The organism is Nocardioides sp. LS1 (assembly GCF_003865225.1).
Taxonomy (GTDB): Bacteria; Actinomycetota; Actinomycetes; order Propionibacteriales; family Nocardioidaceae; genus Nocardioides; species Nocardioides ginsengisegetis.
Window position 1 is genome coordinate 76,089 of record NZ_BIFF01000005.1, and the last position, 13,201, is coordinate 89,289.

Annotated in this window: 18 protein-coding genes; 8 read left to right on the forward strand and 10 right to left on the reverse strand. The window is 71.6% G+C overall.

Going from position 1 to position 13,201, the window contains the following annotated elements; translation table 11 throughout:
- Positions 1-6 precede the first annotated feature (6 nt).
- On the reverse strand, positions 7-822 hold the full coding sequence (murI, locus tag EJF31_RS14545; RefSeq protein ID WP_125037878.1) for a glutamate racemase: 816 nt from the start codon (positions 820-822) through the stop codon (positions 7-9).
- An 80-nt stretch (positions 823-902) separates the two neighbouring features.
- Between murI and EJF31_RS14550 the strand changes: the two genes are divergently transcribed.
- Positions 903-1,778, forward strand: coding sequence for a PAS domain-containing protein (locus EJF31_RS14550; protein WP_125037879.1), 876 nt, complete (start codon positions 903-905; stop codon positions 1,776-1,778).
- A 6-nt stretch (positions 1,779-1,784) separates the two neighbouring features.
- Here the strand turns inward: EJF31_RS14550 and EJF31_RS14555 are convergent, their stop codons facing one another.
- The 6 genes from EJF31_RS14555 to clpS form a co-directional block, all read right to left on the reverse strand.
- Positions 1,785-2,735 carry a PLP-dependent cysteine synthase family protein gene (locus tag EJF31_RS14555; RefSeq protein WP_125037880.1) on the reverse strand — a complete coding sequence of 317 codons (951 nt, stop codon included), beginning with the start codon at positions 2,733-2,735 and terminating at the stop codon, positions 1,785-1,787.
- A 5-nt stretch (positions 2,736-2,740) separates the two neighbouring features.
- Positions 2,741-3,013 carry a MoaD/ThiS family protein gene (locus EJF31_RS14560; RefSeq protein WP_125037881.1) on the reverse strand — a complete coding sequence of 91 codons (273 nt, stop codon included), beginning with the start codon at positions 3,011-3,013 and terminating at the stop codon, positions 2,741-2,743.
- A gap of 55 nt (positions 3,014-3,068) precedes the next feature.
- A complete protein-coding gene (locus EJF31_RS14565) occupies positions 3,069-3,503 on the reverse strand; it encodes a Mov34/MPN/PAD-1 family protein (protein WP_125037882.1) in 435 nt (144 codons plus the stop codon).
- 64 nt (positions 3,504-3,567) lie between these two features.
- Entirely contained in the window at positions 3,568-4,047 is a 480-nt protein-coding gene (locus EJF31_RS14570; protein WP_125037883.1) for an NUDIX domain-containing protein, read from the reverse strand.
- A 10-nt stretch (positions 4,048-4,057) separates the two neighbouring features.
- Positions 4,058-4,651: a DUF2017 domain-containing protein gene (locus EJF31_RS14575; protein WP_373994724.1), complete on the reverse strand. Its 594-nt coding sequence runs from the start codon at positions 4,649-4,651 to the stop codon at positions 4,058-4,060.
- Complete coding sequence (gene clpS, locus EJF31_RS14580; protein ID WP_373994726.1) at positions 4,648-4,944, reverse strand: ATP-dependent Clp protease adapter ClpS; 297 nt, start codon at positions 4,942-4,944, stop codon at positions 4,648-4,650. The genes EJF31_RS14575 and clpS overlap by 4 nt, the downstream gene beginning before the upstream one ends.
- A gap of 72 nt (positions 4,945-5,016) precedes the next feature.
- Between clpS and EJF31_RS14585 the strand changes: the two genes are divergently transcribed.
- Genes EJF31_RS14585 through EJF31_RS14600 form a run of 4 tightly spaced genes read left to right on the forward strand, consistent with a single transcriptional unit; the run spans position 5,017 to position 8,384 of the window.
- Positions 5,017-6,261, forward strand: coding sequence for a nicotinate phosphoribosyltransferase (locus tag EJF31_RS14585; protein ID WP_373994727.1), 1,245 nt, complete (start codon positions 5,017-5,019; stop codon positions 6,259-6,261).
- Between the two features lies 1 nt (position 6,262).
- Positions 6,263-7,036 carry an alpha/beta hydrolase family protein gene (locus tag EJF31_RS14590; RefSeq protein WP_125037887.1) on the forward strand — a complete coding sequence of 258 codons (774 nt, stop codon included), beginning with the start codon at positions 6,263-6,265 and terminating at the stop codon, positions 7,034-7,036.
- A 9-nt stretch (positions 7,037-7,045) separates the two neighbouring features.
- The gene (locus tag EJF31_RS14595; protein ID WP_125037888.1) at positions 7,046-7,621 is read left to right on the forward strand and encodes an isochorismatase family protein; all 576 of its coding nucleotides are present in this window, start codon (positions 7,046-7,048) and stop codon (positions 7,619-7,621) included.
- On the forward strand, positions 7,614-8,384 hold the full coding sequence (locus tag EJF31_RS14600) for an enoyl-CoA hydratase (protein ID WP_125037889.1): 771 nt from the start codon (positions 7,614-7,616) through the stop codon (positions 8,382-8,384). The genes EJF31_RS14595 and EJF31_RS14600 overlap by 8 nt, the downstream gene beginning before the upstream one ends.
- Positions 8,385-8,399: 15 nt before the next feature.
- Here the strand turns inward: EJF31_RS14600 and EJF31_RS14605 are convergent, their stop codons facing one another.
- Positions 8,400-8,924 carry a DUF1697 domain-containing protein gene (locus EJF31_RS14605; RefSeq protein WP_125037890.1) on the reverse strand — a complete coding sequence of 175 codons (525 nt, stop codon included), beginning with the start codon at positions 8,922-8,924 and terminating at the stop codon, positions 8,400-8,402.
- An 85-nt stretch (positions 8,925-9,009) separates the two neighbouring features.
- On the opposite strand from EJF31_RS14605, the gene EJF31_RS14610 reads away from it, so the two are divergent.
- On the forward strand, positions 9,010-9,447 hold the full coding sequence (locus EJF31_RS14610) for a MarR family winged helix-turn-helix transcriptional regulator (protein WP_125037891.1): 438 nt from the start codon (positions 9,010-9,012) through the stop codon (positions 9,445-9,447).
- The gene (locus tag EJF31_RS14615; protein ID WP_125037892.1) at positions 9,444-10,700 is read left to right on the forward strand and encodes an MFS transporter; all 1,257 of its coding nucleotides are present in this window, start codon (positions 9,444-9,446) and stop codon (positions 10,698-10,700) included. Before EJF31_RS14610 ends, EJF31_RS14615 begins: the two co-directional genes overlap by 4 nt.
- Before the next feature lie 4 nt (positions 10,701-10,704).
- Here EJF31_RS14615 and EJF31_RS21920 read toward each other — a convergent pair whose 3' ends face one another.
- The gene (locus EJF31_RS21920) at positions 10,705-10,878 is read right to left on the reverse strand and encodes a hypothetical protein (RefSeq protein ID WP_182539872.1); all 174 of its coding nucleotides are present in this window, start codon (positions 10,876-10,878) and stop codon (positions 10,705-10,707) included.
- Between the two features lie 83 nt (positions 10,879-10,961).
- On the opposite strand from EJF31_RS21920, the gene EJF31_RS14620 reads away from it, so the two are divergent.
- Complete coding sequence (locus tag EJF31_RS14620) at positions 10,962-11,930, forward strand: GlxA family transcriptional regulator (RefSeq protein ID WP_125037893.1); 969 nt, start codon at positions 10,962-10,964, stop codon at positions 11,928-11,930.
- A 29-nt stretch (positions 11,931-11,959) separates the two neighbouring features.
- Here EJF31_RS14620 and hppD read toward each other — a convergent pair whose 3' ends face one another.
- Positions 11,960-13,186, reverse strand: coding sequence for a 4-hydroxyphenylpyruvate dioxygenase (gene hppD / locus EJF31_RS14625; RefSeq protein ID WP_125037894.1), 1,227 nt, complete (start codon positions 13,184-13,186; stop codon positions 11,960-11,962).
- Positions 13,187-13,201 lie beyond the last annotated feature (15 nt).

The following is a 13,201-nucleotide window of genomic DNA, read 5'->3' on the forward strand; positions in this document are numbered from 1 at the left end:
GGGAGTTCATCCCAGGCCGCCGGCGAACTGGGAGGCCGCGACCATCTCGGGGCCCAGGAACCGGCGCCCGATGGTCTCGAACTCCTCGGGCAGCCCCGTGGTCCAGAAGGTGTACGACGGCTCGCCGCTCTCCCGCATCAGGTCGCTGCGCACGAGCATCTTGTAGACGTCCTTGGCGCACTCCTCCGCGGAGCTGACCAGGGTGACGTTGTCGCCCATGACGTAGGAGATGACGCCGGTCAGCAGCGGGTAGTGCGTGCAGCCGAGGATGAGCGTGTCGATCCCCTCGGAGACGAGCGGGTCGAGGTACTCGTGGGCGACGGCGATCAGCTCGTCACCACCGGTGACGCCGGCCTCGACGAAGTCGACGAAGCGGGGGCAGGGCTGCGTCACGAGCCGCACGTGCGGGGCGGCGGCGAACGCGTCGTCGTAGGCCATCGACTCGGCCGTGGCGCGGGTGCAGATGACGCCGATCCGGCCGGTGCGGCTGGCCGCGACCGCGCGCCGGGTCGCGGGGTAGATCACCTCGACCACGGGCACGTCGTACCGCTCGCGGGCGTCGCGGAGCATGGCCGCGCTGGCGGAGTTGCAGGCGATGACCAGGGCCTTGACGCCCTGCTCGACGAGGTGGTCGAGGCACTCGAGGGCGTACTCGCGGACCTCGCCGATCGGCTTGGGGCCGTAGGGCTGCCGCGCGGTGTCGCCGACGTAGAGCACCGACTCGTGGGGCAGCTGGTCGATCACCGACCGGGCGACCGTCAGGCCGCCGAAGCCGGAGTCGAAGATGCCGATGGGGGCCTCGACGGAGTTGCCTGCGCGCACAAGAGGACAGGCTAGATGTTCCGGCACGAGTTTCGCCCGTTGGGCAGACAGGGCACACCGGTGGGGGGCAGTCTGGGGGCATGGGCACATCCCCTGAGTCCCTGCTGCTGTCGCTTGCCCGCATCTGCGCGTCCGCCACGTCCGGGACGCGGCTGCTCGCGGAGGCCGCCGACCCGTTGACCCAGCTCGCCGGCGTGCCCGCCAACGAGCTGCTGGCGGGCACCGCCGAGATCGAGGACGAGACCGTCGAGATCGCCCTCAGCCTCGTCGACCAGGCGCTCGCCCGGCTCGACGCCGAGTCGGCGCTGCGCGACCTCCACGCGCGCATCGACAACGCCCAGCAGCTGGCCAACATGGGCGACTACGACTGGCACATCGCCACCGACACCAACCGCTGGTCGGACCAGCTGTTCCGGATCTACGGCCACGAGCCGCAGGCCTTCGAGCCCAACTACGAGAAGTTCCTCTCCTTCATCCACCCCCACGACCGCGACCGGATCACCGCCATCCACCAGCACGCCTACAGCACCGGCGAGCCCTACGAGATGATCGAGCGGATCGTGCGGCCCGACGGCGAGGTGCGCTACCTCTCCTCCAACGGCCAGGTCATCACCGATGACAACGGCAAGCCGGTGCGGATGCGCGGCACCTGCATCGACATCACCGACCGGGTGCTGGCCGAGCAGGAGCGCGAGGCGCAGGCGTCCCGCGCGCAGGAGGAGCAGGTACGCCGCCGGGCGGCGCTGGAGATCAACGACAACGTCGTGCAGGGGCTGACCGCAGCGCTCTACGCCCTGGAGATGGACGATGCCGAGTCGTCGGGGACGTTCCTGCGGCGCACGCTGAACTCCGCCCGGCAGATGATCACCGACCTGGTCGCGCCGCTGGACGGCGACGAGCTCAACCCGGGCGACCTGGTGCGGACCCGGCCGTCGTCGCTGGGCGACGAGGGCTGAGGGCACTCAGGCCCAGAGCTGGCCTTCCAGGCGGTCCTCGGCCTCGTCGACGGTGCCCTCGTAGGCGCCGGTGGAGAGGTACTTCCAGCCGCCGTCGCACACCACGAACGCGATGTCGGCGGGCTCACCGGCCTTGACGGCCTTGGCGGCCTGGCCGAGCGCGGCGTGCAGGATCGCGCCGGTGGAGACGCCCGCGAAGATGCCCTCGAGCTCGAGCAGCTCCCGCACGCGGCGTACGGCGTCGCGGGGGCCGACCGAGAAGCGGGAGTCGATCAGGTCCGCGTCGTACAGCTCGGGGACGAAGCCCTCGTCGAGGTTGCGCAGGCCGTAGACGAGCTCGCCGTAGCGCGGCTCGGCGGCGACGATCCTGACGTCGGGCTTGGCCCGGCGGAAGAAGCGGCTGACGCCCATGAGGGTGCCGGTGGTGCCGAGGCCGGCGACGAAGTGGGTGATCGAGGGCAGGTCGGCGAGCAGCTCGGGACCCGTGCCCTCCTCGTGGGAGAGCGCGTTGGCGGCGTTGCCGTACTGGTAGAGCATCACCCAGTCGGGGTGCTCGGCGGCGACCTTCTTGGCGACCCGGACGGCCTCGTTGGAGCCGCCGGCGGCCGGCGAGGAGACGATCTCGGCACCCCACATGCGCAGGAGCTGGCGGCGCTCCTCGGAGGTGTTCTCCGGCATCACGCAGACGATCCGGTAGCCCTTGAGCTTGGCGGCCATCGCCAGCGAGATGCCGGTGTTGCCCGAGGTCGGCTCGAGGATCGTGCAGCCGGGGCGGAGGGTGCCGTCCTTCTCCGCCTCCTCGATCATCTTCAGGGCCGGGCGGTCCTTGATCGAGCCGGTGGGGTTGCGGTCCTCGAGCTTGGCCCAGAGACGGACCTCAGGCGTGGGCGACAGCCTCGGCAGCCCCACGAGCGGCGTGTTGCCGACCGAGGCCAGGAGGGTGTCGTAGCGGGTCATGCCGCTCAGCCGCCAGCGACGGCGGGGAGCACGACGACCTGGTCGCCGTCGGAGAGCTCGGCCTCGAGGCCGCCGATGAAGCGGACGTCCTCGTCGTTGATGTAGACGTTGACGAAGCGGCGCAGGTCGCCCGCGTCGAGCAGGCGGTCCTTGATGCCGGGGTGGCGCGCCTCGAGGTCGTCGATCAGCGCGCTCAGGCTGGCACCCTCGCCGCTGACGGCCTTCTCGCCGTCGGTGTAGGTGCGCAGGATGGTCGGGATCCGGACCTCGATGGCCATGGGAGCTCCTCTGTCGTGGCGGTCGATGCTGTCGGGGCTGTCGATTGGGGGGGCGTCAGTTGCTGCCGAGCTGGGGGACGACGGTGACCTCTTCCTCGGTCACGTCGCCGTCGATGATCCTGTAGGACCTGAACTCCACGGGCCCGTCGTTATTCCCGTGCTCGCGTGTGCTCACCAGCACATAGTGTGCCCCCGGCTCGCTCGCCAGGCCGATGTCGGTGCGGCTCGGGTAGGCCTCGGTGGCGGTGTGCGAGTGGTAGACGACGACGGGCTCCTCGTCCTTGGCCCACATCTCCTTGTAGAGCTCGAGCAGCTCGGTGGAGTCGAACTCGTAGAACGTCGGGCTGCCCGCGGCGTTGACCATCTCCACGAGCCGCTCGGGGCGGTCGCTGCCCTCGGGGCCGGCGACGATGCCGCACGCCTCGTCGGGGTGGTCACGCTTGGCGTGGGCGACGATGGCGTCGTACGTCGCCTGGTCGATGGTCAGCACCGGTCCAGCGTATTTGGGTGCTCCCGGGGACCTGGCACGGCCCACCATGCAAGACGCCGGCGGGTCAGCCCACGAAGCGTGCCGCGACCTCGTCGGCGAGCGCCGCCTCGATCCGCTCCAGCAGGAAGGGCGCCATGTCGGGCAGGTCGTCGGAGGGGAACCACCCGACCTCGGTCGACTCGTCGTCGGCCACCCGCGCCTCGCCGTCGACCCAGGTGCAGGAGAACGTGAGGTCGAGGTAGACACCGAGGTCGCCGTTGCCGTGCGTGACCTGCGGGCTCACTCCGACCGAGGCGAGCCGGTCGACGGTGACGACCACCCCGGTCTCCTCCAGTGCCTCGCGGGCGGCGGCCACCGCCGGGTGCTCCCCCGGGTCGACGATGCCGGTCACCGGCGCCCACTCGCCGTTGTCGGCGCGACGGGCGAGCAGCAGCTCCTCGCCGGCGGTCCCCCGACGGCGTACGACGGCGGTGACGGCCGGCAGCCACAGCTCGCGGGTGCCCACGAGGGCGCGGAGCTCGGCGACGAACGGCGGGATCGGCATGGGGTCTCCTTCACGCGTCGGTGAGCGCCTCGATCAGGGTCTCCTGGAGGTAGCCCACCCACTCGTAGATGTCGTGCGCCTGGGCGCGCGGGTCGTCGTCGGGCAGCGAGTGCCAGTAGTGCTCGTCGTCCTCCTCGACGCCGAGCCGGGTGGCGAGCGCGAGCCGCAGGTCGGTGAAGGAGCGCATCCAGACCTCGGCGGTGGGCGGGTCGAGCTCGACGTCGATCATCAGGCCGTCCTCGGTCAGCTCGGGCGGCAGCCCGGCCTCCTCGAGGCCGTCGATGATCGTGCAGGCGGCGCGGGCCTTGCCGTCGCGCAGCGTGCCCTCGGTGAAGCGACGGAACTCGCCGGCCGCCTCCTCGTCCTGGGGGTAGGCGGTCGGGAACAGCCGCGCCAGGACCGGGTCCTCGGGCTCGGAGGTCGGCCCGGAGAAGTCCATCATCGCCTCGAACGGGTCCATGTCCTCGCGGGGCACGGCCGCCTCGTTGCGCAGCAGCTCGACCAGCTGGGAGGCCAGGGAGCGCAGCAGGTCGGCCTCGAAGCCGGTGAAGTTGGCGATGATCCGCTTGCTGCGGCGGTGCCACGCGAAGCCGCTCACGATCATTCCGACTTCTCCATCGTGGCCCACAGGCCGTACTCGTGCATCGCCTGCACGTCGCGCTCCATCTCCTCGCGCGAGCCGGTGCTCACCACCGACTTGCCGTCCTCGTGGACCTCCAGCATCAGCTTCTCGGCCTGCTTCTTGGAGTAGCCGAAGTACTTCTGGAAGACGAAGGTGACGTAGGACATGAGGTTGACCGGGTCGTTCCAGACGATGGTCACCCAGGGCTGCGCCGGGACGGTGATCTCGTCGGGAGTGAGGGTCGGCTCGACCTCGACCGGACTGGCGGCGGACACAGCGCCCATGTTGGCACACTGGCACCCGTGAGCCCGACGACAGCCTTGCTGACCGACCACTACGAGCTGACGATGCTGCAGGCCGCCCTGAAGTCCGGGACCGCCCACCGGCGCTCAGTCTTCGAGCTGTTCCCGCGGCGGCTCCCCGAGGGGCGTCGGTACGGCGTGGTCGCCGGCGTCGGGCGGGCGCTGGACGCCCTCGAGCGCTTCCACTTCGACGCGGCCGACCTCGCGGTGCTGGCCGACGTGGTGGACGAGCCGACCCTGGCCTGGCTGGCCGACTTCCGCTTCACCGGCGACGTCTGGGGCTACGCCGAGGGCGAGGCCTACTTCCCCTACTCCCCCCTGCTGGTCGTCGAGGCGAGCTTCGCCGAGGCGGTCCTGCTGGAGACGCTGTTCCTCTCGATCTACAACCACGACTCGGCGATCGCGTCCGCGGCCTCGCGGATGACGCTGGTCGCGGGCGACCGGCCCTGCATCGAGATGGGCTCGCGGCGCACGCACGAGGAGGCCGCGGTCGCGTGTGCCCGGGCGGCGTACATCGCGGGCTTCGCGACCAGCTCCAACCTGGCGGCCCGGAGCCGCTACGGCGTACCGACCGCGGGCACCAGCGCCCACAGCTTCACGCTGCTCCACGACTCGGAGGAGGAGGCGTTCCGCGCCCAGGTCGCCTCGCTCGGGACCGGCACGACGCTGCTGGTCGACACCTACGACGTCGCGGAGGCCGTGCGGGTGGGCGTGGAGGTGGCCGGGACCGGACTGGGGGCGGTCCGCCTCGACTCCGGCGACCTCGGGGTGCTCGCCCACGAGGTGCGCGCCGAGCTCGACGCCCTCGGCGCCACGGGCACCCGGATCCTGGTGACCAGCGACCTCGACGAGTTCGCCATCGCCGGGCTCGCGGCCGCGCCGGTCGACGGGTACGGCGTCGGCACCCAGCTCGTGACCGGCAGCGGCCACCCCACCTGCGGGTTCGTCTACAAGCTGGTCGCGCGCGAGGACGATGCCGGGGCGATGGTCGCGGTGGCCAAGCGCAGCAAGGACAAGATCTCGATCGGCGGCCGCAAGTACGCCCTCCGCCGGCGGAACGCCTCCGGCACCGCCGAGGCCGAGGTCATCGGCATCGGGGAGGCGCCCGTCGACGACGGGGACGACCGCGCGCTGCTGGTGCCCCTGGTCGAGGGCGGCCGGGTCGTGGGCCGCGAGCCGTTGGACGCCGCCCGGGCGCGGCACTCCGCGGCGCTGGCCGAGCTGCCGGTCGCCGTGCAGCAGATGTCGCGCGGCGAGGCCGTCATCCCGACGCTGCACGTGGGCGGCTGAGATGGCCGCGGTCACCTGCGACTTCTTCTCCGAGGTGCTCGAGGTCGGCACGTCGGTCTCGGTGGTCCTGCCGCAGGCCACCCAGGCGCAGATCGGCGTCTCCGCGGTCCCTCGCGCCGGCGGCGACCTGCCCGTGCTCTACCTGCTGCATGGGCTCTCCGACGACCACACCGCCTGGACGCGCTACACCTCCATCGAGCGGTACGCCGCGGCCGCCGGGCTGGCCGTCGTGATGCCGGCCGTCGGGCGCAGCTTCTACGCCGACGAGCGGCACGGCCACCGCTACTGGGAGTTCGTCTCCGAGGAGCTCCCGCAGGTGATGGGCTCGTTCTTCCGGATCTCCTCGCAGCCGGCCGAGACCTTCGTGGCCGGCCTCTCCATGGGCGGCTACGGCGCCCTCAAGCTGGCCCTCACCCACCCCGGTCGCTTCGGCGCGGCCGCGTCCCTGTCCGGCGGCCTCGACGCGGCCGCGATCGCCGACTTCCCGCACCGGCGCGAGCTCTTCGAGCGGGTCTTCGGCGGCGCGGTCGGGCCGGCCGACGACCTGTTCGCGCTGCTCGCCGCGGCACCGGCGAGCGACGTACCTCCCCTCTATGTGTCGTGCGGCACCGAGGACGAGCTGCTGCCGTTCAGCCACCGATTCGTCGACCAGGCCCGTGCCCGCGGCATCGAGGTGACCGCCGACTTCCGGCCCGGCGACCACGAGTGGGGGCTGTGGGACGCCGTCATCCGCGACGTCATCGCGTGGCTGCCCCGCGCCCCTGCCGCCCGCTAGCGTGTGACCATGAAGCGCGCGCTGATCGTGGTGGACGTGCAGAACGACTTCTGCGAGGGCGGCTCGCTGCCCGTGCCGGGTGGCGCCCAGGTGGCGCACGACATCGCCGAGGTCCTGCACCACTGGGTGATCCAGGACCCGAAGGCCCCCGACTACGCCCACGTGGTCGCCACCAAGGACCACCACGTCGACCCCGGCGGCCACTGGTCGCGGGACCCCGACTACGCCGAGTCGTGGCCGGTGCACTGCAAGGTCGGCACCGACGGCGAGGCGTTCCACCCCAACCTCGACCCGCAGCCCTTCGACGCGATCTTCCTCAAGGGCGAGCGCGAGGCGGCCTACTCCGGCTTCGAGGGTCGCACCCCCGACGGCATCAGCCTGGCCGAGTGGCTGCGGGCCCGCGGGGTCACCGACGTCGACGTGTGCGGCCTGGCCACCGACTACTGCGTGCGCCTCACCGCCCTGGACGCCGCCCGCGAGGGCTTCGCGACCCGGGCGCTGTCACGGCTGTGCGCCGGGATCGCCCCCGACACCGTCGAGGCCGCGTGGGCCGAGATGCGGGCCGCGGGTGTGACCGTTGCCTGACCTCGAGACCCGCGTCGAGGACGGCGCGCTGTGGCTGACCATGAACCGCCCGGAGGTATTCAACGCGCTCAGCGGCGAGATGGCCGTGGAGATCGCCGCCACCATCGAGGCCGCCACCTCGCGCGACGACGTCCGGGTGGTGGTGCTGACCGGCACCGGCCCGGCCTTCAGCACCGGCGCGGACATCGGGGGCGAGGACGCCCACGAGCGGTTCGACGTACGCGCCCTCGACGTGGCCAACCGGATCATCCGGGCCATCGTGGGCTGCGACAAGCCCGTCGTGGCCGCGGTCAACGGGATCGCGGCCGGGGTCGGCGCGTCCGCCGCCCTGGCCGCGGACATCATCGTGGCCCGCGAGTCGGCCTCGTTCCTGCTCGCCTTCGCCCGCATCGGCCTGATGCCCGACGGCGGCACCACCGCCACCGTCGCCGCCTCCCTCGGCCGGGCCCGTGCGATGCGGATGGCGCTGCTCGCCGAGCCGCTCAGCGGGCAGGAGGCCTACGACGCCGGCCTGGTCACCCACGTCGTGCCCGACGCCGACTTCGACGCGCTCGTCGCCAAGCTCGTACGCCGGCTCGCCGCCGGCCCACCCCTCGCCTTCGCCGCCACGAAGAAGGCGATCAACGCCGCCACCCTCACCGAGCTCGAGGGTGCCCTCGAGCGCGAGCGCTCCGGCCAGACCGTCCTCCTCCGCACCTCCGACGTCGCCGAGGGGATGCGCGCGTTCTCGGACCGGCGGCGGCCGGTGTTCCGCGGCGAGTAGGGGCGGCTCAGCGGATCAGCCCCACTTGTCCGCGAGAGTTCTGATGACGGTCAGGTTGCGGTTGGTGGCCACGCCCAGGTGCTTCTCGACGGCGGCGTTCGTCAGCTTCGCCTCGTGGTAGTTCTCGCCCAGCAGCAGGTGGACCGCGCGGCCGGCGACCTTCGCGACCTCGCCGTCGCTCGCGGCCGCCTGCAGGGCCTTGACCGCGGCCGCGGTCGGGGTCTCCTTGAGCAGCGAGACGTAGTGCCGGCCGGAGTGACCGAACGACTCCGCCTTCTCGGCGATCGCGACCAGCTCCCGTTGGGTGAAGACGATCGTGGGCACCTCGAAGCCGCGGTCGGCCTCGAAGGCCTCCTCGAGCGCGGCCTCGATCTTCGCCCGTGACCTCAGCGTCGTGTCGAAGCGGACGTTGCCGGTGTTGATGTGCGTCGCCACGTCGGTGAAGCCGGCCTTCTCGACGGCCGCGACGATCGCGTCCTTGGGGAACTTCCGGGTCGCACCGAGGTTGATCGCCCGCAGGAACGCGATGTGGGTCGCCATGGCGGGATCATGCCAGCCACCCGCCGCCCTGAGACTCGGACCACACGAGGTTCACATACATAGGTTTCCTATGTAATCTCGAGGAGTGCCCACCACCCTCGAGCTGAGCAGCGACCTCGCGACGTACGCCGCCCGCCTGGTGCGCGCGCTCCGCCGCAACAACGACCTCCCCGCCGGCGCCCGGATCGTGTCGCTGCTCGACGAGCACGGCCCGCTGGGCGTCTCGGCGCTGGCCGCGGCCGACCGCTGCTCGCAGCCCACCATGTCCGCGGCCGTCGCCGGCCTGGTCGAGAAGGGCTGGGTCGACAAGCTCCCCCACCCCGACGACGCCCGGAGCAGCGTCGTCACGCTCACCGACGCCGGCCGGGCCGCCCTGGCCCACTTCCGGCGCGTCAACGGCACGACCGTGGCCGCCCGCTTCAAGGCGCACCCGACCCACACCCCCGAGGACCTCGCCACGGCCGTCGCCGTGCTCCGCGACCTCCTCGACCCGACCTACGACCCCGAGAGAGGCACGCTGTGACAGCGACCAGCACGACACCGAGCACGACCGGCACCACCGGCTCCGGGGGCTTCTTCGACCAGCCCCGGGCCGTCTGGGCGGTGGCGTTCGCGTGCGTGATCTCGTTCATGGGCATCGGCCTCGTGGACCCGATCCTCAAGTCGATCGCCGACCAGCTCGACGCCACCCCGAGCCAGGTCTCGCTGCTGTTCACCAGCTACATGGCCGTCATGGGCGTCGCGATGCTCGTCACCGGCGTCGTCTCCAGCCGGATCGGCGCCAAGAAGACGCTGCTGTCCGGCCTCGCCCTGATCATCGTGTTCTCCGCCCTGGCCGGACTGTCCGACTCGATCAGCGCCATCGTCGCCTTCCGCGCCGGCTGGGGGCTGGGCAACGCGCTCTTCATCGCCACGGCGCTCTCCACGATCGTGACCGCGGCCCGCGGCTCGACGGCGCAGGCGATCATCCTGTTCGAGGCCGCCCTCGGCCTCGGCATCGCCACCGGCCCACTCCTCGGCGGGGCGCTGGGCTCGATCTCCTGGCGGGCGCCGTTCCTCGGCGTCGCGACGCTGATGACGATCGCCCTGGTGGCCACGACGTTCCTGCTGCCGGCCACCCCGCCCGCGGGACGGCGTACGTCGCTGGCAGACCCCTTCCGCGCGCTGAAGCACCCCGGCCTGCTGACCATCGCGCTGACCGCGCTGTTCTACAACATGGGCTTCTTCACCCTGCTGGCCTTCACGCCGTTCCCGCTGGACATGAACGCCCACCAGGTCGGACTGATCTTCTTCGGCTGGGGCCTGCTGCTGGCGATCACCTCGGTCTGGGTGGCCCCGATCCTCCAGCGCGCCATCGGCTCGGTGCCGACGGTCCTGGTCGCACTCTCGCTGTTCGCGCTGGACCTCGCCGCCATGGCGATCTGGACCGAGGACAAGACCGTCCTGGTCGTCGGCGTGATCGTCGCCGGCGCGTTCCTCGGCATCAACAACACGGTGATCACCGAGGCCGTCATGGGCGCCGCCCCGGTCGAGCGGCCGGTCGCGTCCGCCGCCTACAGCTTCGTGCGGTTCTCCGGCGGCGCCGTCGCGCCGTACGCCGCCGGCAAGCTCGGCGAGAACGTCAGCATGCACGCGCCCTTCTGGATGGGCGCCGCGGCGGTGGCGGTCGCGATCGTGGTCCTGGCCCTCGGCTCGCGGTTCCTCCGGGAGCAGGAGCCGCCGCCGGCCCACAGCGAGCGCGAGGCGGAGGCCGAGCTGATCGGCGACCTGACCTGACGGGTCAGGCCCGGGCGTCGAGGTCGTGCAGCACCCGCGCCAGATCGGTGTCGCGGGACAGGTCCGCACCGAAGGACGCGTGGGGACGCTCGAGGTAGTGGTGGTGGGCCTTCTGGAGGAGGCCGACCACGAGCACGACGAGGCCGAGGGTCAGGTTGGCGACAAGGATGGTGGTCATGGCAGTAAGTCTCCAACCGCAAGGATCACGCCACCAGTGGCGGTATTGACACGGTTCGCATACTTCCTGCCATCATGGGTGCCATGACCCTCCGCACCGTGGCCATGGTGGTCCCCCACCGTCCCGGACTCTTCGAGCTCGGCGTCGTGCAGGAGGTCTTCGGCATCGACCGGACCGACGACGGCGTCCCGCCGATCGACTTCCTGGCCTGCACCGAGCACCCGGGCACCCCGGTGGAGCTCGCCAACGGGATGAGCATGTCGTTCCCCCACGGGCTCGACGCGGCCGACGCCGCCGACCTCGTCGTCGCACCGGCCTACGACTACGACCGGCCCCCGTCGGCCGCCCTCGTCGACGTCGTACGCCGCGCGCACGCCCGTGGCGCGTGGGTGCTGTCGGTCTGCTCCGGCGCGTTCCTCCTCGGCGAGGCCGGCCTCCTCGACGACCGCCACTGCACCACCCACTGGCGCCACACCGACGAGCTGCGCCGACGGCACCCCCGGGCCAAGGTCGACCCCGACGTGCTCTTCGTCGAGGACGACCGGGTGATCACCAGCGCCGGCACGGCGGCCGGCATCGACGCGTGCCTGCACCACGTGCGCTGCGAGCTCGGCGCGGCCGCGGCCAACCGGATCGCCCGCCGGATGGTGGTGCCGCCGCAGCGCGACGGCGGCCAGCGCCAGTTCATCGACCTCCCGGTGCCGGTGTGCGAGGCGGACAGCCTCGGTCCCCTCCTGGAGTGGATGAAGGCCAACCTCGCCGACCAGCTGTCGGTGCGCACCCTCGCGCGGCGGGCCGCGATGTCGGAGCGCACGTTCGCGCGGCGCTTCGCCGCCGAGACCGGCACGACGCCGGGCCAGTGGCTCCTGGCCCAGCGCCTGCACCACGCGCGCGAGCTGCTCGAGTCCAGCGACCTGGCAGTGGAGAACGTCGCCGGGCGCGCCGGCTTCGGCTCGGCCGCGCTGCTGCGCCACCACTTCGGCAACCACGTGGGGGTCTCCCCCGCGGAGTACCGCCGGACGTTCCGGCGGCCCGACGCCCGCTCAGCCTGACGCGGCGCCGGACCGGCCGGACCGACGACTCAGAGGTTGCCGCGGGCGTCCTGCTCGCGCTCGATCGCCTCGAAGAGCGCCTTGAAGTTGCCCTTGCCGAAGCCCAGCGAGCCATGCCGCTCGATGAACTCGTAGAAGACCGTCGGGCGGTCGCCCATCGGCTTGGTGAAGATCTGGAGCAGGTAGCCGTCCTCGTCGCGGTCGACGAGGATCTTGCGCTTCTTCAGCTCCTCGATCGGCACCCGCACCTCGCCGATCCGGGCGCGCAGCTCGGGGTCGTCGTAGTAGGAGTCGGGGGTGTCGAGGAACTCGATGCCGTTGTCGCGCAGCAGGTCGACCGAGCGCAGGATGTCGTTGGTCGCGAGCGCGATGTGCTGGCAGCCGGCGCCGTCGTAGAACTCGAGGTACTCGTCGATCTGCGACTTCTTCTTGGCGATGGCGGGCTCGTTGAGCGGGAACTTCACCCGGTGGTTGCCGCTCGCGACGACCTTGGACATCAGCGCGGAGTAGTCGGTGGCGATGTCGTCGCCGATGAACTCGGCCATGTTGGTGAAGCCCATGACCTTGTTGTAGAACTCGACCCACTCGTCCATGTGGCCCAGCTCGACGTTGCCGACGCAGTGGTCCACGGCCTGGAACAGGCGCTTGGGGTGCCCCTCGCGGCGGGCCACGGTGGTGCTGCGGGCGACGTAGCCGGGGAGGTACGGGCCGTCGTACCGCGAGCGGTCGACCAGCGTGTGGCGGGTCTCGCCGTAGGTCGCGATGGCGGCCATCCGGACCGTCCCGTGCTCGTCGGAGACGTCGTGCGGCTCCACGAGGACGGTCGCGCCGACTGAGCGGGCGTGGTCGATGCACTTGTCGACGTCGGGGACCTCGAGGGCGAGGTCGACCACGCCGTCACCGTGCTTGCGGTGGTGGTCCAGCACCGGGCTGTCGGGGGTGACGCCACCGGTGAAGACGAAGCGGGCGCTGCCCGAGCGGAGCACGTAGGACTTGGAGTCGCGGGTGCCGGTCTCGGGGCCGCGGTAGGCCTCGAGCTCCATGCCGAGGGCGAGCTGGTAGAAGTTCGCGGTCTGCGTGGCGTTGCCGACCACGAAGCCGATCGCGTCCATCGAGGTCACGGGGAAGGGGTCGCTGGAGGCGTCGTACTCGACCAGGCCGACCAGCTGCTTGAGCTGCTCGAGGGTCAGGTCGGCCTTGAGCTCGTCCGCGGTGAGGGCACCGCCGGTCGTGGGGGTCTCGTGGGTCGTCGTCATGGGCGAAGCCTGTCG